Here is a 17699-nt window from a genome sequence, read left to right as displayed (position 1 = left end):
GGATCACCGGTCGATGAAGTCGAATTCGGCGAACTTCGCACCGCCGGAGAGGCGTTCGTAGCCGGGACCGCGGTCGAAGAACGGTTCGTCCAGGCCGCGGTCGACGCGCATCTGCTCGCGCAGCGTTTCGGTGGCCTCGACGTCCGCGACCGGTTCCCCGGTCGACGACGCCAGCACCACACCGTAGTCGTCGCGTGCGCCCTCCGCGGACACCTTGCCCCACAGCACGTCCCGGACGACTTCCTCGATCGGACGGTCGAGGGGGTCGCCCCAGCCGCCGCCACCGGTGGTGCGGATGCGCACGACCTCACCGGCCTTGATCGGTTCGGCATCGGTCAGCGCGTCGAACTCGCGCTCATTGGGGCCGCCCGGGTCGAGGACCACCGAGAAGGGCCGTCCGGCCTTGCCGCCCTTGACTCCCCAGCAGGAGAGGATCGAGCGGTCGGCGATGGACATGAAGTTGGCGTCCTTGAGCATCCGGATGTGCTTCTCGTAGCCGAGGCCGCCGCGGTAGCGTCCGGCGCCGCCGGAGTCCTTCGCCAGGCCCAGCTTCTCGACGATGAACGGGAACCGGCTCTCGGTGAACTCGGTCGGCAGGTTCCGCGAATCGGGAACGACGTGGATGGTGTCCTCACCGTCCGCGTAGTGTCTGCCGCCGGACCCGCCGCCGAGCACCTCCCGCATCAGGTACGAGTGCCCGTCGAAGTCCTCGCCGTACACCCCGGTGTAGCGGATGGTCTCCTGGTCGGCGGGCATGTTCCCGTCGACGGCCTTGGCGACGACGCCGGCGAGCACGCCGAGCAGCCGCAGGATCACGAACGTGCGGGCATTGGTGGGCGCCGGGAAGATCGGGGTGATCAGCGTGCCCTTCTCCGGGAACTTCATCTCGATCAACGGCACGACGCCCTCGTTGACGTCGAGTTCCGCCATCCGCTCGGGACTGTCCGCGAGGTTGCGCAGGATCGGGGCGAGCCACTTGATGAGGAAGTTGCCGTCGGCGTAGTCACCGCAGTGGTTGATCGGACCCTTCGCCTGCGGGCCGGTGCCGTTGAAGTCGAGGATCAGGCGTTCGCCGCCCTCGTCCTCCGGTCCGGTCTTGGTGAGCGTGATCCGCTGCCGGTGCAGCATCGGCTCGTCGACACCGTCGTGTTCGGCGTAGTCCTCCCACGTGTACTCGCCCTTCGGGATCTTGCTGAGGATCTCCCGCCGGTACGTCTCGGTGGTCGCGTCCATCATCGCGTCGAAGCACGCCTCGACGGTGTCGCAGCCGTACCGCTCGAACAGTTCGGTGAGGCGACGGGCGCCCATCAGGCACGCGGAGCATTCGGCGTCGAGGTCGGCGGCCAGGGCGTCGGGCATCCGCGAGTTGCGGGTCATGATGCGCAGCGCCGCCTCGTTGGGCACCCCCTGATCCCACAGCTTGATCGGCGGGACCATCAGGCCCTCCTCGTACACCGTGGTCGCACCGGACGGCATCGATCCCGGGCAGCAGCCGCCGATGTCGTCGTGGTGGCCGAACGCCTGCACGAACGCGACGACGGACGGTTCCGTCTCGCCCGGCCGGGTCGCGAACACCGGGACGGTGACGCAGAGGTCGGGGAGGTGGCCGATGCCGCCTTCGGACAGGTAGACGTCGTTGTGGAAGTAGACGTCGCCGGGCTTCATGGTGTCGAGCGGGAAGTCCCGCGCCACCGGATGCACCAGCGCCGAATACGAACGGCCGGTGAGCTTGCGGAGGTTGCGGTCGTGGATGCCGGCGCGGAAGTCGTGCGCGTCGCGGATCATCGGGGAGCGGGAGGTCCGCGAGATGGACGTCTCGACCTCCATCTCGACGCTGGCGAGGTAGCCGGCGACGATCTCCACCAGCACCGGGTCGGGCGTCGTACCGTCGACCGGGGTCAGCCGGTAGGGCTTGACCGGCTGCACTGCAACGGGTTCGGTGGTGACGGTCATCGGTTCGCTCCGTTCGAGTCGGCGATCTTGGTGATGCGGATGTTTCCGAAGGTGTCGATCCGTGCCCGGAATCCGGGGTGCACGGGGATGGTGGAGCTGAATTCCTCGATCACCGCCGGGCCCTCGAGCACGTCGCCGGCGCCGAGTTTGGCCCGGTCGTAGACCTGGGTGGTGACCCATTCGTCGAAGTACGCCGGACGGGTGCCGGTCACGGCGGACTCGGCTCCGGTCCCGGCCGCGATCTCCTTCAGCGTCGGGCGCTTGATCGGGCCGATGCCGCTGACGCGCAGGTTCACCCACTCGACGTGCTGGTGCGGGTCGCCGCGGAAGTCGTACCCGTACAGCTCCTTGTGCGCCTGGTGGAACCGCTCCGCGGCCTCATCCATCAGCTTCTGCGTGACCGGACCGTCACCGACCGGCACCCGCACCTCGAAGGCCTGGCCGAGGTAGCGCAGGTCGGCCGAACGCGCGTACTTGCGCTCCGCCTCGCCGAACCCCTCGTCGGCGAGTGCGATTTCCGCCTCCGCGGCGAGCGCGTCCAGCCCCGACTGCAGTTCGGCGATCTCCAGCCGGTCGTGCCGGCAGACGTGGGTCTGCACGTAGTCGTTGCGGACGTCGACGGTGAGCAGTCCGAACGCGGACACGTTGCCCGGGTTCAGCGGCACGAGGACGTCCTTGAGCCCGAGGATGTCGACGAGCCGGCAGGCGAGCAGCGAACCGGAGCCGCCGAACGTCACCAGGGTGAAGTCGCGGACGTCGAGGCCGCGCTTGACCGTGATCTGCCGCAGTGCGTTGGCCTGGTTCCACGCCGACACCTCGAGGATGCCGGTGGCGCAGGCCTCGAAGTCGAGCTTCAGCTGGTGGGCGAGCTGCTCGACGCCCTTGCGGGCCAGTTCGGTGTCGAGGGGGATCTCGCCGCCGAGCAGGTGGGGTGGGATGCGGCCGAGCAGCACGTGGGCGTCGGTGATGGTCGGCTCGCTGCCGCCCTTGCCGTAGCAGAGCGGTCCGGGGTCGGCGCCCGCCGACTGCGGTCCGACGCGCAGCGTGCCCTCGGGGGTCTGCCAGGCGATGGAGCCGCCGCCTGCGCCGACGGTGACGACGTCGATCATCGGGATCTTCGACGGGTACGCCCCCACCCGGCCCTCGGTGGTGAGTGCGGGCTCGCCGCGGACCACGACGGTGACGTCGGTCGACGTTCCGCCGCCGTCGCACGTGAGGACCTGCTCGACGCCGGCGACGCTGGCGATGAGCGCCGCACCGAGCGCGCCGGCCGCCGGGCCGGACAGCACCGTCGTGATCGGCTGGTGCACGACCTCCTTGGCGGAGAGGACGCCGCCGTTGGACTTCATCACGTAGAACGGGATGTCGCGGGCCTCGCCCTCGTCGGAGGAGAATTCGCGCAGCCGGTTCGCGATGTTGTTGACGTAGTTCCGGATGTTCGGCTTCACGGCCGCGTCCACCAGCGTGGTGATGGACCGCTCGTATTCGCGGTACTCGCGCAGCACCTGACTGGAGATGCTCACCGTGGCCTCGGGGTATTCCTCGAGCAGGATGTCGCGCACACGCGTCTCGTGGCTCGGGTCGGCGTAGGAGTGCATGAGGCACACGCCGATGGTGCGGATGCCGCGCTCGGCGAAGAAGCGCGCGGCCTCGCGGACGTCGTCCTCGACGAGGGGACGGATCTCGCTGCCGTCGAACGCGAGCCGGCCGCCAATGGTCCGGACGCGGTCGGCGGGGACGATGCGGTCGGGCTTGACCCAGAAGTAGGAGTTGCCGTAGCCGTCGGGGACGGACTGGCGGGCGATCTCGAGGACGTGCTCGTAGCCCTCGGTGGTGATGAACCCGAGGTTCTCGACCTTGCCTTCGAGCAGCTTGTTGGTGGCGACGGTGGTGCCGTGGCTGACGGCGCCGATCGCGTCGCCGGTCTCGCCGAGCTTGGCGAGCACCTTCTCGATGCCGGTGAGGAAGCCCTGCGCCGGGTCGGCAGGCGTCGAGGGTGTCTTGGTGGTGACGACGGCTCCGGACTCCTCGTCCACAGCCACGACGTCGGTGAATGTTCCGCCGGTGTCGATACCGACCCGAATCTTCCTGGATTCCACGATTCCTCCTGGGCTCGTCTCTGTAAGGCAATTGCACCGTTTCCGCCGCCCGGTTTCTTTGTCACATATCGCCGAACTCGGCGGTCCTCGTTCGGCGCTGCCCGCGATCGGAGGGCCCGGACAGACGACAGCACCCCGAACCGGGCGGTTCGGGGTGCTGTGTCGAGGGTGTGCGCGGGCTATTTCGAGCAGGTGCCCCGCACGAGGATGCCGCCGACGAGAACACCGGCGAGGGCGATGCCGGCGCCCAGTGCGGCCGACGCGAGAACAGTTGCCGTGGATGCCGCCTCGGGTGCCCGCAGCCGGGCCGCGGCCGCCGTGGGGACCGGGGCTGCCTCCGCGACACCGGCGACCGCCGGCACCTCGCCGGAAGCGGCGGCGACCTCGGCCGCCGGGATGCCGTTGGCGATGACGCCGTCGATGCCCTTGAAGAACACCCCGGCCATCTTCTTCGCGACGCCGGTGATCATCCGCTGCCCGACGCCGCCGACCATGCCGCCGACGACGGCGTCCGCGTCGTAGCTGAGCAGGGTGCCGCCGTCGCGTTCCTCGAGCCGCACCGTCACGTCGGCCTTGACGGTGCCGGGCGCACCGGCACCGGACGCGGTCATCACGAACGACTGGGGCCGATTCTGCTGCGACAGAATCACTTCGCCGTCATAGGTGCCCTTGATGGATGCGACGCCCGCAGTGATGGACAACTTGTAATGGTTGTCGCTGACCTGCTCGAGGGACTGCACCCCGGGAATGGTGGCCGCGAGGACCTTTCCGTCCTGCAGGTTGTCGTACACGGCCTCCGGCGGTGCGGTCAGTAGGGCGGTGCCTGCGATTCTCATTCGTTCTCCTTGCTCTGTGACGACGCGTGCGCGAGGCGAAGCTCGAACAACTCCGACGGGGATATCGGCATGGATGTGATCGGGATGCCTTCCGCGTCCTCGATCGCGGCGGCGATGACGGCGGACGTCGGAATCACGCCCGCCTCGCCCGCACCCTTCATGCCGAGGGGATTGAGGCCGGACGGGGTGACGGTGTGGTCCATCTCGAGCGAGTCGGGCATCTCGGTGACGAACGGCATCAGGAAGTCCATGTACGACGCGTTCAGCATCTGGCCGTGCTCGTCGTAGACGATCTTCTCGTACAGCGCGCCGCCGACACCCTGTGCGACGGCGCCCATGACCTGGCCCTCGACGATCCGCGGGTTGATGACGTTGCCGCAGTCGTGGATGACGGCGTACCGCCGGACGTGGATCTCGGCCGTCACCGGATCGGTTTCGACGATCGCCGCGTGCACGCCGGACGCGAACGTCGACGTCGGGGGCGAGTAGTAGCCGGTGGCCTCGAGCCCGGGTTGCTCACCTTCGCGGACCGGCGGAATCGTCATGTCCGTATCGGCTTTCGCGAATCCGGTGGCCTGCCTCGACGCGTCGTCGAACGCGTACCGCAGTGGGTTCGACAGCACGGCGACCACACCCAGCGAGATGGAGGTGCCCTCGGCGCCGGGCAGTGTGCCGATCTTGCACACGTGCCCACCGCGAAGTTCCAGTTCGGCGGGATCGAGGTTCAGCGCGTCCCCGGCGATCTTGCGGGCCTTCTCCGCGACCATCTGCGCGGCCACGTGGAACGCCGACCCGGACATCACGGCGCCGCGGGACGCGAACGTGCCGACGGCATAGCCGAATCGGCGGGTGTCGCCGGTGACGATCTCCACGTCGGTGACCGGCACGCCGAGGTCGTCCGCGACGATCTGCGCGAACGCCGTCTGGTGGCCCTGCCCCTGAGTGGTCAGACCCGTTGCGGCCTTCACCTTCCCGGACGTTTCGACGAGGACGTGGGCGCCCTCGTACGGGCCCGGCCCGGTTCCCTCCACGTAGGCGCCGATCCCGATGCCCACGGACCGGCCCTCGGCCTTCGCCTGCTTCTTGTACTCGGCGAACCCGTCCCAGTCGATGAGCTTCTTGAGCTTGTCGATCCCGGCCTGGTAGTTGCCGGTGTCGTAGATCAGCGGGCGGCCGTCCTGGAACGTGAGGTGGAAGTCGTACGGCATCTCCTCGGGCCGGATGAAATTGTGCTCGCGGACCTCGATGACGTCCTTGCCGAGATACTTCGCGATCGCGTCCATCGCCCGTTCCATCGCGAACACGGCCTGCGGTCGGCCGGCGCCGCGGTAGGGCGTGACGATGACGGTGTTCGTGTACAGCGAGTACGCGTCCACCCGGAACGATTTCGGCTTGTACGGCCCGAGCACCTGCGTCGATGTGTTCAGCATGACGATGATGCCGTAGGGCAGGTACGCGCCGTTGTCGTGCCAGAACGTGAAGTCGAACGCGAGGAGGGTGCCGTCGTCGTCGAATCCGACCCTCACCTCCTGGATCTGGCCGCGTTCGTGCGCGCTCGACACGAAGTGCTCACGACGGTCCTCGACCCATTTGACCTCGCTGGAGATGCCGGCCGTCCCGAGCTGCCGCGCAGCCCAGGTGACCATGACCTCCTCCGGCCACGGGTGAACGATCTTGACGCCGAAACCGCCACCGACGTCGGGGGCGATGCAGTGGACCTTGTTGTGCGCCATCTTCAGCCGGGCCGCGATCGCGGCGCGGGCCGACGTCGACGTCTGAGTCGACGTCCAGAACGTGAGCGCCTGCTCGTCGGTGTCCCAGCGGGCGTAAACGCCCTTGCCCTCCATCGGCATCGACGCCGACCGCTCGATCTCGAGGTTCAGCGTGAGCCGGTGCGGTGCGTTCGCCAGTTCCGCGTCCACGTCGCCGAAGCCGTGCTGCAGGTGCGCCGCGACGTTGTCGGGGACGTCGGCGTGCACGGCGTTGTCCGCCTGCCGCGCCACGTCGATACCCACTACCGGCGGGAGCATCTCGTACGTGACGTCGATCTTGGCGCACGCGTCCTCCGCGATGTACCGGCTGTCGGCGACGACCATCGCGATCGCCTCACCGACGTGGTTCACCTCGTCCTTGGCGAGCGGATAACCGTTGCGCGGGGCGGTGATCGCCGGGTGCGGGATCAGGAGGGGCAGGTTCTCGGCCATCTCCGGGGAGTCGTCGACGAGGTCGTCGTACGTGTAGATCGCGTGCACGCCGGGCAGGTCCAGCGCGGCATCGATGTCGATCCCGGTGATCCGGGCGTGCGCGTGCGGTGATCGGACGAACGCGGCGATGAGGGCGTTGTGGCCCAGGTCGTCGAGGTAGCGGCCGTTGCCGGACAGCAACCGGGCGTCCTCGGTGCGGGGAATCGGTGTGCCGAACAGCTTCTCGGATTCGGCGGTGTCCCCGCCGGTGTGCTTCGTGCCTGCCGGCGCGGTGCGGGGTTTCGTGACGCTCATGCTCGCCCTGCCCTTCCCCCGACGGGGTTGGTGATGCCGCGGACCTTCGGATCGAGTGACGCGCGTGCCGACTCGTCGTCCTTGCCGAGCGGGAATTCGCCCGACCGCTCCCGCTTGATCTCCGCGGCGCGCAGCACGGCCGCCCGGATGTTCTGGTAGCCGGTGCACCGGCAGAGGTTGCCGGCGATCGCGTCGGTGGCTTCCTCGCGGGTGGGCGAGTCGTTCTCCTCGAGGAACGCGGCGATGGTCGTGACGAACCCGGGAGTGCAGAACCCGCACTGCAGGCCGTGGCAGTCGATGAACGCCTGCTGCACCGGATGCAGCGTGCCGTCGGGTTCGACGAGACCCTCGACGGTGGTGACCTCCCGGCCCTCGAGGCTCGCGGCGAGCACCAGGCACGACCGCACCGGCTTGCCGTCGAGCAGCACGGTGCAGGCGCCGCACACGCCGTGCTCGCAGCCGACGTGGGTTCCCGTCTGGCGCAGATGGTGCCGGATCGCGTCGGATGCGAGCGTCCGCGACGGCAGCAGCACCGTCTGCGTCACCGCGTTGAGTGTGAACGTCACCGCGACGTGCTGTTCGCCCGTCTCCTCCTGTAGCTCGGCGAGTTGCTCGTCGATGCTGGTCGTTGCCTTTGCCATGGTCATCTTCCTCCCGCCGACGCGTGCACGGCGGCACCGTCGAGTACTGCATCCTGCGCGGCCGCGAACCCGACCTGCGCGGTCAGCGCCGCCACCAGTTGTGACCGGTACCGCGCCGTGGCGTGGATGTCGGGTTCGGTGTCGATCCGTTCCCGCGCGAACTCGGACAGATTCCGCCACAACGGGTCCCGGTCGTCGATCGCGGACGCGCCCTGGAGGATGTCCGTGTAGTCGACGACCTCACCGAGTTCGCCGGCCGACACGTACGTCATCCGGGCCTCGGCCACCGCGCCGTCTTCGACCCGCACCTGGGCGGCGACCCCGACGAGCGCGTAGTCGCCGTGCCTGCGGGCGATCTCGTCGATCGCCGTCCCGACACCGGGCTCGGCCGCCGGGACGGTGACACTGGTCGCGATCTCGTCCGCCTCGAGGGTGCTTTCGAGCGGCCCGGCGAACAGGTCGGTCGACCGGATCTCCCGGACCCCGCGCACCGAGCGCACGGTGATCGAGCCCCCGAGCAGCGCGAGCACAGCCGGCATCTCGGCGGACGGGTCGGCGTGCACGATGGACCCGACCGTCGTGCCGCGGTTGCGGATGGTCGGGTGCGCGACGAGACGCAGCCCGCGGCCGATCAGCGGCTGCACCTGGGCGGCGCCGCGGTCGGCTTCCAACATCGAGTGCGTGGTCAGGGCGTCGAACGTGACACCGAGGTCGCGTGACGACGACACCGCGTCCAGCCGGGGGATCGATCCGATGTCGACGAGGTGCGCAGGCGCGGCCAGCCGCATCGACAGCAGCGGGATCAGCGACTGCCCGCCCGCGAGCACCTTTCCCTCGTGAGCCACGTCCGCGAGGATCTGACAGGCCTCGTCGATCGACCGAGGTCGGTGATAAGTCAGTGGCGACGGTTTCATTCCTCAGATCCTGCCCGTATCGTACGCTCGACGTTTCGTGAACTAGTGACAAAACTCACGTGCTGACGCTGGCAGATCACGTGAGCTGACCGACCCGGTCCGGGACCGTTCCGTCGCCGGTGGCCGGCTTCGGGTGGTGACGGCCGGTGCCTGGGTCGTCGGCGTCGTCGGCGTCCTTCGGGGCGATGACGCGGCACAGGTGGTACATCCCGATCACCACGATCGTGCCGAGCGCGATGCCGCTGAGGGAGAAGCTGTCGCTGAACGTCAGCTCCACGTCACCGATCGCGATGATCAGGCCCGCCGCGATGGGCATCAGGTTGAGCGGATTGCCGAAGTCGACGCCGTTCTCCTTCCAGATCTTCGCGCCGAGCAGGCCGATGATCCCGTAGAGCACCACGGTGATTCCGCCGAGCACGCCGCCGGGGGTCGCGGAGATGACGGCACCGAACTTGGGGGAGAAGCCCAGCAGCATCGCGATCACCCCGGCCGCGGCGTACGCGGCGGTCGAGTACACCTTGGTCGCGGCCATGACGCCGATGTTCTCCGCGTACGTCGTCGTGGGGGATCCGCCGACGCTGGTCGCAATGGTGGTGGCCAGGCCGTCGCCGATCAGGGCGCGTCCCATCATCGGGTCGAGGTCGGTCTTGGTGATCTCCGCGACGGCCTTGACGTGTCCGGCGTTTTCCGCGATGAGGGCGATGACCCCGGGCAGCACGAGGACGATGAACGTGAGACTGAACGACGGCGCGTGGATGCCGACGATGCCGTTCGCCTCGTCGGAGAACGACGGAAGCCCGATCCACGACGCCGAGGAGACGCCGTCCCAGTTGACGCGGAAGTGCTCGGTGACCGCGTCGGCGACCGGGTCGTACGACGTGATCATGCCGGTCGTCACGTCGAGCACCCACGACAACACGTATCCGAACAGCAGTGTCAGGAAGATCGCGACCCGCCCGAGGAATCCGCGCAGCGCGACGCTCGCCACCACCAGCACCACCATCACCGTCAACGCGACCCACTGGTCCTGGGGCCAGTACGTACCGGCCACCACCGGGGCCAGGTTGAACCCGATCAGCATGACGACGGCGCCGGTGACCACGGGCGGCAGGATCTTGAACACCACCCCGCCACCGAGGAAGTGGATCAGCACGCCGATCCCGGCGAGCACGAGACCCGACACCAGGATCGCGCCCGTCACCTGCGCGGACGTGCCGCCCTGGGCACGGATCGCGGCGATGCCGCCGACGAATGCGGCCGACGTCCCCAGATAGCTGGGAATCCGGCCCTTGACGACGAGCAGGAAGAAGAGCGTGCAGAAGCCCGACATCATCACGGCCAGTTGAGGATTGAGGCCCATGATGATCGGGAAGACGAACGTGGCGCCGAACATCGAGACCACGTGCTGCCCGCCGAGTCCGATCGTGCGACCCCAGCTGAGCCGTTCGCTGGGGGTGACGACCTCCCCGGGTGCGATGGTCTTGCCATCTCCGTGCAGTGTCCAGATAGGCATAGGGGGACCTTTCAGACAGGTGGCGGTGCAGGGGTGCCGGCGGCCCGCTTCTGGCGATGTGCCGCACGTCACAGTTACACCTCGATAGGAGGGAAACGTTATTACAGCGTCAGCCACCCGGCGTGAGAAGAATCTGCCAGGGCGTGCCCGGCGAAATTGGCAACTTTAGGAATTGATGCCGCGCATCGCCATGATCTTGAGGGCGAGCGACAGGTCGAGGCGCAATTCGGGGTGATCGGTGAACGACCCGAGCATCTTCTCCAGCTTCACCACCCGGTACCGCAGGGTGTTGTAGTGAAAGTGGAGTTGACGTGCGGTTTCGGCGATGTTGATGTTGGTGGCGAGCAGCACCTCGAGGGTGCGCCGCATGTCCTGCGCCTCGGGTGTGTCGGCCGTCAGTTCGCGCAGCGTCTCGCTCGCGAACGATTCGAGTTCGCGGTCGTCCTCGACGAGGCTCAGCAGCCGGTACACGCCGAGGTCGTCGAAATGCGTCACCGCCCAGGCGCCGGTGATCTGCCGTCCCACCTTCAGCGCGGTCCGAGCCTGACCGTAGAGGGCGGGGATGCCGTCCACCGAGTCCGTCGGCCGGGACACGCCCACCCCGAATGCACGGCGACCACCGCCGCCGGCGCCGCGCACGGTGGCGACGAGTTCGTGGACGAGGTTCATCGTGTCGGTGCCGACACCCATGAGGATCACCGTCTCCGTCGCCAGCGCGGTGACGGCGGCACCCTGGTCGCGGCCCGCGACGGCGCTGGTGAACGCCCGCGCCTGCCGCTCGACGAGCGGCATCCGGGTGGGCATCGACGGTTCGTCCTCGCCGACCGGATCGGGTTCGATCACCACGACCACCACGGGGCGGTCCAGGTCCCAGCCGAACGTCTTGGCGTGCGCGACCACGTGCTCGTGTTCGCCGCCGCGGCCGAGCAGCAGGTCACGCACGAAGTTGGCGCGGTGCTTCTCCTCCACCGAGGACACGACCAGTTCGCGGGCCACCACCAGGGCGCACACCGCCGCCGCCTGCTCGACGAGATACAGGTCTTCGCTGCGCAGCGGGTGCCCGGTGGTGAAGTGCACGAGCCGCCCGTGGTCGATGCCGTTGGCCGAAATCGCTGATACCGCGATGGACTCGTCGCCCAGCCGGTGCAGGCCGAGCCCGCCCTCCGTGGAATCGGTGCGGACCCGCCCGGTGGAGTCGAGCGCTGCGCTCGACGCCAGCCTGCTCAGTTCCGACTCGTCGCCCGCCCGGCACAACTGACGTCCGTCGGGTGTCGTGATCAGCACCGCCCCGCCCAGTTCACGGGCGACGGCGACGGACAGTTCGGCGAACCCGCCGCCCGCCATCACGACGTCGACGAGCACCCGCCGCAGCCGGTCCGCCTCGAACACGGCGTCGACCTGCCGGGCCGACGACTCGGCGAGAGCAGCCGCCAGCGGGTGTGCCTGCGGGTACAGCTCCGCGACCACGACGACCGGAAGCCCGAGTTCTTCGGCCGCATCGGACATCTCGGCAGGCAGCTCCGCGGTGGGGTCGTCCAGGCGGACAGCGAGCCCGGCGACGCCTCGCCGGTCGAGCCGGGCGAGAAACGCGTCGATCGGTTCGACCAGCCGGCCGAGAACCGCGGTCGTGGTGATCAGCAACTGTCCGGTCCGGAGCCACGGCCCGATGTCCGGCACCGCCATCACGGCGATGTTCGACACCTCGCGCGAGGTGCCGCTCTCGCCGGCGACGAGGGTCGCGGAGACGAGAAGATCGGACGCCAGCACGTCGGCGAGCGGTTGCGGCGCAACGCCCGGACCAGGCCCGTTGCCGGTGTCTGCGGCTGCGCGGAACCCGGGAGCGGAACTACCGGCATCCCTCGTCGTCACTGCAACACCCTGCTCACCTGATCCGACACTCGCCCCGGATGGCGCGAAAGCCTGACCTTAAGTCGCGACCCGAATACCCGTCAAACGTCGCTCACGCGGTGCACTCGAGCGGTCGGCCCGTGCCGGCGGGCGCGTCGCGGTGGATAGGTCCGCTGAGCAGCTGGAGCTCGAGCCCCGTGGTTCCGCGGGTCGTCTTCATCATCTCGGCGAGGATCGACACCGCCGTCTCCTCGGGGGTGCGGGCACCCAGGTCGAGGCCGATCGGTGAATGCAGCCGCGCCAGCTCCGCCGCGGTCGTCCCCTGTTCGCGCAGCAGCGCGACGCGGCGCTCGTGTGTGGCCCGGCTGCCCATCGCGCCGATGTACGCCGCGTCCGATCGCAGCGCCAGTTCGAGCAGCGGAATATCGAACTTCTCGTCGTGGGTGAGCACGGCCAGCACGGTCCGGCGGTCGACCGGCGCGGTCTCGAGGAACCGGTGCGGCCACACCACGACGACGTCGTCGGCGTCCGGGAACCGGGCGCGCGTCGCGAACACGGCGCGGGCGTCGATCACCGTGACGTGGTAGCCGGCGAACGCGCCCAGCGTGCACATGGCGGCGGCGAAGTCGATGGCGCCGAAGATGTACATCCGCGGCGGCGGCGCGAAGATCTCGACCATGCACACCGTCTCCGACTGCAGCTGATACACCAGCGACTCACCGGCGTCGAGCCGCCGGCGGACGTTCTCGATATCGTCCTCGGGCAGCTCGAGGTCACCGGAAGTCTTGTCTTCGGTGATCACGCACCGCCGGGTCCGCGAATCGTCGCCGGTCTCCGTCAGCACGGCGATCGATTCGCCGCCGCGGATGCGCCGCGCCGCGTCCGCGAAACCCGGGAAGTCGTGCCGTCCGATGCGCTGGACGAACACCTCGATGGTGCCGCCGCACGTCAACCCGACACCGATCGCATCGTCGTCGGCCACGCAGAACACTTCGGTGCGGCTCCGCCCGTCGGCGAGCACGTCCCGCGCCGTCTCGTACAGCGTGCTCTCGACGCATCCGCCGGACACGCTGCCGAGGACCTCGCCGGATTCCGACACGGCCATCGCCGCGCCCGGCGCCCTCGGGGACGACTTCCAGGTCCGCACCACGGTCGCGAGCGCGAACGTCTCGTCGCGGTCGAACCACGCTTCCAGGCCCGTCAGGATGTCGCGCATCGTCTCGTCCTCCTCGGGTGCTTGTTCGGGTAGCTCACGCTAACCGGCGGTGACCTGCCGTCGCGGCACACAATGCGCCGAAATCCCCAGCGGCCGCTTGTGCATTCTCGCCATCGCTATCGACCGGCGAGTCCGCAATTCTCGGACGGTCCCCCTTCCTTCACAGAGAACCGAGGATCCACCATGAACCAGTTGCTCAGCGGGATCCGGGTCCTCGACCTCACGCGGGCCCTCGCCGGACCGCTGTGCACGGCACTGCTGTCGGACTTCGGCGCCGACATCATCAAGGTCGAGACCCGTTCCGGTGGTGACAGTTCCCGGCAGTGGCCGCCGTTCGACGGCAGCGACAGCCTCTACTTCACCTCCGTCAATCGCGGCAAACGTTCGGTCGCTCTCGACATGCGTAGTGAGCAGGGCCGGAAACTGCTGCGCCGCATCGCCGTCGGCGTGGACGTCATCGTGGAAAACTTCCGCCCCGGTGTTCTCGCGGAGATGGGGCTCGACCAGGAGTCGCTCGCCGCGGACAATCCCGGAGTGATCGTCATGAGTGTCAGCGGTTTCGGGCCGACCGGTCCCGAACAGTTCTCGCCGGGACTCGATCAGGTCGCGCAGGGCATGTCGGGCCTGATGTCGGTGACCGGCGCCGGTGACCACACGCCGATGCGCGTCGGCATCCCGATCATCGACACGGTGTCCGGTATCTATGCGGCGCTGGGCATCACGGCGGCACTCGTGGCCCGGGGGCGGGACGGTGCGGGTCATCACGTGCAGACGTCCCTGCTCGAATCGGCGCTGTCGATCATGTCGTTCCAGGCCCAGGACTACCTGAGCACCGGACGCGTCGCGGAGCCGAACGGGAACACGCATCCCACGATCACGCCGTACGGCACCTTCGACACCGCCGATTTCCCCATCATCATCGCGACCGGCTCGGACAAGCACTGGGACTCGCTGTGCCAGGTTCTCGGGGACCCCGCCCTCGCCGACCGGCCCGAATACCGCACCGGCCAGTCACGACTCGCGCACCGGGACCGACTCACCAAGGAACTGCTCGAACTGCTGTCCGTGCGGCCGGCCGCGGAATGGGTGACACTGATTCGCGCGGCGGGCATCCCGTGCGGTCCCGTCCACACGATCGATCAGGCGTTCGCCGACCCGCAGGTGCAGGCCCTGAGGATGGTGCAGCCCGTGGCCACCCCGGACGGCGGTGAGGTCCCGCTGGTCCGGAGCCCGTTCTGGGTGGACGAGGAAACCCTGCCGATCCGGAATGCGCCGCCGATGGTGCTGGGGCAGGACACGGCCGAGGTGCTGGGCGAATTCGGGCTGAGCGAGGAAGACATCGAGGGCCTCCGGCGGGACCGGGTGATCTGATCCCTGGCCGTGGCCGCCTCACAACCGGGCGGCCACGGCCAGCGCGACGTGCTCGCACCACGGCCGCGCGACGACCTGCACGCCGATCGGCAAACCCGACTTCGTGATTCCCACCGGGACGACGACGGACGGCAGTCCCGTCACGCTGATCGTGCGGCAACTCGCCAGGGCCTGAGCCCACGTCAGCGACTGCCCACCGACGTCGAACAGTTCTTCGCCGAGCGGGGGCGCCGGGATCGAGGCGACGGGGAGGACGAGGACGTCCCCCATCTCGCCGAGCAACCGGTGCACCAGTTCCGATCGCCGCGCCCACAGCCGTTCGACCCCGCGCCGGTCCACGTCCCGTGCGTCGGCGAGCATCGCCGCGATGTTCGTCCCGAAGCCGGTGCCGAGTTCTTCGATGTCGGTGTGAGTTTCGACGGACCGCAACGTCCCGAACAGATCGTTCCCCTCCGCCAGCGCCGCACCCGCGTACCGGCGGGCGCCGAGTTGCCGGGCGACACCCGCGACGGCGGCGACGATCTCCTCGTCCACCGGGACGGTCCCCTCGCCGGGCGCCCACGTGACGTCGAGACGTGAGAGGTCCACCGCGCCCGGGTCGGTCCACCGGTATTGCCGGGACGAGAGCACCCGCAGCACGAGGGCCGCGTCGTCGAGCGTCCGCGCCATCGGACCGATCGTCTGCAGCGTGCCGTGCATGGTCGCCGGATTGGTCAGCAGGTGATCGCCCGAGAGGACGCCGGGATACTGGCCGTCGGGGTCGACCCGGCCGACGGTCGGGCGGACCGACCGCAGTCCCGTGCAGTGCGCGGGCCAGCGCACCGACCCGCCGAAGTCGGTGCCGAGACCGACCACGCTCATCCCGGACGCGATCGCCGCCGCCTCGCCGCCACTCGATCCGCCGGGCGAGCGGGCGATACCGCCGGGCCGGAGCGGGTTCACGGTGTACCCGAACAGGTCGTTGTGCGTGAGGCCGCTCGCGCCGAACTCGGGGGTGTTCGTCTTGCCGACGAGGATCGCGCCGGCCGCCCTCATCGCGGCCACCGCGGGCGCGTCGACAGAAGGCACGTTGTGCTCGAGCGCCCGCGATCCCGCCGTCGTCCGGACACCCGCGGTCGCGATCAGGTCCTTCACCGTGAACGGCACTCCGGCCAGCGGACCGACGTCCTCACCTCGGGCGATCCGGGTGTCGAGGTCGTCGGCGGCCCGGATCGCCTGGTCCTCGGCGACGGTGACGACGGCGTTCAGCTCCGGGTTCCGGGCCTTGATGTGAGCCAGGTGGTCGTCGAGCACCCGGCTCACGGACACCTCCCGGTTCGCCACGGCGCGGGCGATCGTCCGCGCGTCCGAGCCGACCCAGCTGCCGTCGTTACCCCACACATGTCCTCCTCGGCTCGTGCTCAGGGGTCGACGCTAGACACCCCCGGACCCGCCGCACACGGCCAGTGTCCACAGGAATGCGGCGCCCGGCCTGTGAAGAGTTGATACTTCGCCGCGCTACCGGCTCTGGAAGGATCGGATGATGCTCTCGCCCTGGGTCCGCCTTGCCGTCGCGCTATTCGCGGTCAGCTGGGGAGCCAACCAGTTCGCCCCGATGCAGCTGGTCTACCGCGAGCATCTCGGTCTCGGGAGCGGTTCGTTCACCGCGATGCTCGCGTCGTATGTCGTCGGGCTGATCCCTGCGCTGCTGTACTTCGGGCGCGTGTCCGACCGGTTCGGCCGGCGAGCGGTGATCCGTCCGATGATCCCCGTCGGCATCGTCTCCTCCCTCGTCCTGATCGCGGGAGCCGCCGTCCCCGACCTGCTCTACCTGGGACGGGTGCTGGCCGGACTCGCGTCCGGCATGGCGTTCGGCGCCGGCACCGCCTGGATGAAGGAACTCAGCTCCACGTCGCCGGCCGGGGCGGGTGCGCGCCGCGCCGCCATGTCGTTGTCGGCGGGCTTCGGCTGCGGAGCGCTGTTCGCCGGCGTGATCGCGCAGTGGCTCCCCGCGCCGGAACTGCTCCCGTATCTGGTGCACATCGTGTTGATGGCCGGCGCCCTGGCGCTGGTGTGGTCGGTGCCCGATGCGCGGGTCCGCGCGACGGACCTCGTCGCCAAGCCCCTGTCGGCGCTCGCGACCTCCCGGTTCCGGTGGGGCATTGCGCCCTGGGCGCCGTGGGTGTTCGGGGTGGCGACCGTGTCGTTCGCGACGCTTCCGCCGCTCGTGTCCGAGTCGCTGCGCTCCACCTCGGTGGCGTTCACCGGTCTCGTCGCGGCACTGACCCTGATCACCGGGGCGGTGATCCAGCCGTGGGCCAAACGGTGGTCGCAGCAGGACGACGCCACCGGGATCTACGTCGGCATCGTGCTCGGGGTGCTGGGTTTCGGCGCCGCGACCGTGGTCGCGTATACGCACGGTGCGCTGCCGGTGGTCGCGATCGTCGTCGCGGCCCTCCTCCTCGGATCCTGCTACGGGATCCTGCTCGGGTCCGGTCTCGCATCCGTCGAGAAGCTGTCGCCGGAAGACGAACTCGCACAGACCGTGGCGGTGTTCTACTGCCTGATCTACGTCGGCTTCGCCGTCCCGTTCGTCATCTCACTCCTCGCCCCGCGCGTCGGCTACGCCGCCTGCTTCGCGGGGGCGGCGCTGCTGATGCTCGCGTCCGTGGCCGTGGGCCGCAAGGCGAAGGATCCGCACCTCACCCCCAGGTGAGTGGCAAAGTGTGCCCGGGCACACTTTGCCGCTCACGTGGGGGTCAGCGCGACAGGACGGGAAGCAGCGACGGTGACGAGTGCGACGCGGTTCGTGAAGCGGTGGGCGATTCCAT

General features: G+C 69.1%; 12 protein-coding genes. 2 read left to right on the top strand and 10 right to left on the bottom strand.

All coding sequences use genetic code 11. The annotated features are described in order from the left end of the window. Positions 1-3: 3 nt before the first annotated feature. From P3H15_RS08945 to P3H15_RS08905, 9 genes are all read right to left on the bottom strand, one after another. Positions 4-1953: a hydantoinase B/oxoprolinase family protein gene (locus P3H15_RS08945; protein ID WP_276136879.1), complete on the bottom strand. Its 1950-nt coding sequence runs from the start codon at positions 1951-1953 to the stop codon at positions 4-6. Then, the gene (locus P3H15_RS08940; protein ID WP_276136878.1) at positions 1950-4052 is read right to left on the bottom strand and encodes a hydantoinase/oxoprolinase family protein; all 2103 of its coding nucleotides are present in this window, start codon (positions 4050-4052) and stop codon (positions 1950-1952) included. The genes P3H15_RS08945 and P3H15_RS08940 overlap by 4 nt, the downstream gene beginning before the upstream one ends. Before the next feature lie 179 nt (positions 4053-4231). Next, positions 4232-4888, bottom strand: coding sequence for a carbon monoxide dehydrogenase subunit G (locus P3H15_RS08935; protein WP_276136877.1), 657 nt, complete (start codon positions 4886-4888; stop codon positions 4232-4234). Further along, the gene (gene cutA / locus P3H15_RS08930) at positions 4885-7386 is read right to left on the bottom strand and encodes an aerobic carbon-monoxide dehydrogenase large subunit (RefSeq protein ID WP_276136876.1); all 2502 of its coding nucleotides are present in this window, start codon (positions 7384-7386) and stop codon (positions 4885-4887) included. The genes P3H15_RS08935 and cutA overlap by 4 nt, the downstream gene beginning before the upstream one ends. Further along, positions 7383-8033, bottom strand: a complete 651-nt coding sequence (locus P3H15_RS08925; RefSeq protein ID WP_276136875.1) for a (2Fe-2S)-binding protein — start codon at positions 8031-8033, stop codon at positions 7383-7385. The genes cutA and P3H15_RS08925 overlap by 4 nt, the downstream gene beginning before the upstream one ends. Further along, the gene (locus P3H15_RS08920; RefSeq protein WP_276136874.1) at positions 8030-8941 is read right to left on the bottom strand and encodes a xanthine dehydrogenase family protein subunit M; all 912 of its coding nucleotides are present in this window, start codon (positions 8939-8941) and stop codon (positions 8030-8032) included. The genes P3H15_RS08925 and P3H15_RS08920 overlap by 4 nt, the downstream gene beginning before the upstream one ends. Positions 8942-9017: 76 nt before the next feature. Beyond that, positions 9018-10454: a uracil-xanthine permease family protein gene (locus P3H15_RS08915; RefSeq protein ID WP_276136873.1), complete on the bottom strand. Its 1437-nt coding sequence runs from the start codon at positions 10452-10454 to the stop codon at positions 9018-9020. 165 nt (positions 10455-10619) lie between these two features. Beyond that, the gene (locus tag P3H15_RS08910; RefSeq protein WP_276136872.1) at positions 10620-12323 is read right to left on the bottom strand and encodes a PucR family transcriptional regulator; all 1704 of its coding nucleotides are present in this window, start codon (positions 12321-12323) and stop codon (positions 10620-10622) included. A 91-nt stretch (positions 12324-12414) separates the two neighbouring features. Next, positions 12415-13518 carry an XdhC family protein gene (locus P3H15_RS08905; RefSeq protein ID WP_276136871.1) on the bottom strand — a complete coding sequence of 368 codons (1104 nt, stop codon included), beginning with the start codon at positions 13516-13518 and terminating at the stop codon, positions 12415-12417. 183 nt (positions 13519-13701) lie between these two features. On the opposite strand from P3H15_RS08905, the gene P3H15_RS08900 reads away from it, so the two are divergent. Further along, the gene (locus P3H15_RS08900) at positions 13702-14889 is read left to right on the top strand and encodes a CaiB/BaiF CoA-transferase family protein (RefSeq protein WP_276136870.1); all 1188 of its coding nucleotides are present in this window, start codon (positions 13702-13704) and stop codon (positions 14887-14889) included. A gap of 18 nt (positions 14890-14907) precedes the next feature. On the opposite strand, the gene P3H15_RS08895 is transcribed toward P3H15_RS08900, so the two are convergent. Further along, positions 14908-16269 (bottom strand): amidase, encoded by a 1362-nt coding sequence (locus tag P3H15_RS08895; RefSeq protein ID WP_276136869.1) that lies wholly within the window; start codon positions 16267-16269, stop codon positions 14908-14910. Between the two features lie 142 nt (positions 16270-16411). Here P3H15_RS08895 and P3H15_RS08890 point away from each other — a divergent pair, with 142 nt between their 5' ends. Next, positions 16412-17584 carry an MFS transporter gene (locus tag P3H15_RS08890; protein WP_276136991.1) on the top strand — a complete coding sequence of 391 codons (1173 nt, stop codon included), beginning with the start codon at positions 16412-16414 and terminating at the stop codon, positions 17582-17584. Positions 17585-17699: the final 115 nt, after the last annotated feature.

Origin of the sequence: Rhodococcus sp. T2V (assembly GCF_029269925.1) — a bacterium.
Classification (GTDB): domain Bacteria; phylum Actinomycetota; class Actinomycetes; order Mycobacteriales; family Mycobacteriaceae; genus Rhodococcus_F; species Rhodococcus_F koreensis.
This window is presented reverse-complemented; position numbering and strand designations above follow the sequence as displayed.

What these genes read in the sequence shown, in the direction of transcription:
- P3H15_RS08920 (WP_276136874.1), bottom strand. Translation starts at nt 8,941, where the DNA reads ATGAAACCGTCGCCACTGACTTATCACCGACCTCGGTCGATCGACGAG.
- P3H15_RS08935 (WP_276136877.1), bottom strand. Translation starts at nt 4,888, where the DNA reads ATGAGAATCGCAGGCACCGCCCTACTGACCGCACCGCCGGAGGCCGTG.
- P3H15_RS08890 (WP_276136991.1), top strand. Translation starts at nt 16,412, where the DNA reads ATGCTCTCGCCCTGGGTCCGCCTTGCCGTCGCGCTATTCGCGGTCAGC.
- P3H15_RS08945 (WP_276136879.1), bottom strand. Translation starts at nt 1,953, where the DNA reads ATGACCGTCACCACCGAACCCGTTGCAGTGCAGCCGGTCAAGCCCTAC.
- P3H15_RS08915 (WP_276136873.1), bottom strand. Translation starts at nt 10,454, where the DNA reads ATGCCTATCTGGACACTGCACGGAGATGGCAAGACCATCGCACCCGGG.
- P3H15_RS08925 (WP_276136875.1), bottom strand. Translation starts at nt 8,033, where the DNA reads ATGACCATGGCAAAGGCAACGACCAGCATCGACGAGCAACTCGCCGAG.
- P3H15_RS08905 (WP_276136871.1), bottom strand. Translation starts at nt 13,518, where the DNA reads ATGCGCGACATCCTGACGGGCCTGGAAGCGTGGTTCGACCGCGACGAG.
- P3H15_RS08900 (WP_276136870.1), top strand. Translation starts at nt 13,702, where the DNA reads ATGAACCAGTTGCTCAGCGGGATCCGGGTCCTCGACCTCACGCGGGCC.
- cutA (WP_276136876.1), bottom strand. Translation starts at nt 7,386, where the DNA reads ATGAGCGTCACGAAACCCCGCACCGCGCCGGCAGGCACGAAGCACACC.